Annotated in this window: 1 protein-coding gene; it reads left to right on the top strand. The window is 50.0% G+C overall.

Annotated features, from left to right (window positions below; all coding sequences use genetic code 11):
* Positions 1–240: SwmB domain-containing protein (locus WFN33_RS20330; protein WP_336954842.1), on the top strand; the 240-nt coding region annotated here is incomplete at both ends.

The following is a 240-nucleotide window of genomic DNA, read 5'->3' as shown; positions in this document are numbered from 1 at the left end:
AACGCTGAACTACAATGAAGCACTTGATCCATTAAATCCACCAGTTGCAGGCGACTTCGCAGTGACAGCGGATGGTCAAGTGGTTGCGATCACGGGTGTGTTAGTGGTGGGCAGTAGCGTGGTGTTAACTTTGGGTGCTCCAGTGACCTTAGGTCAAGCGGTGCAAGTGGGTTATACCGATCCAACAGCAGGTAATGATCCAAATGCGATTCAAGACATTGCGGGCAATGATGCAGTAAC

Origin of the sequence: Acinetobacter sp. AS167 (assembly GCF_037152175.1) — a bacterium.
In the GTDB taxonomy this organism is placed as follows: domain Bacteria; phylum Pseudomonadota; class Gammaproteobacteria; order Pseudomonadales; family Moraxellaceae; genus Acinetobacter.
This window is presented reverse-complemented; position numbering and strand designations above follow the sequence as displayed.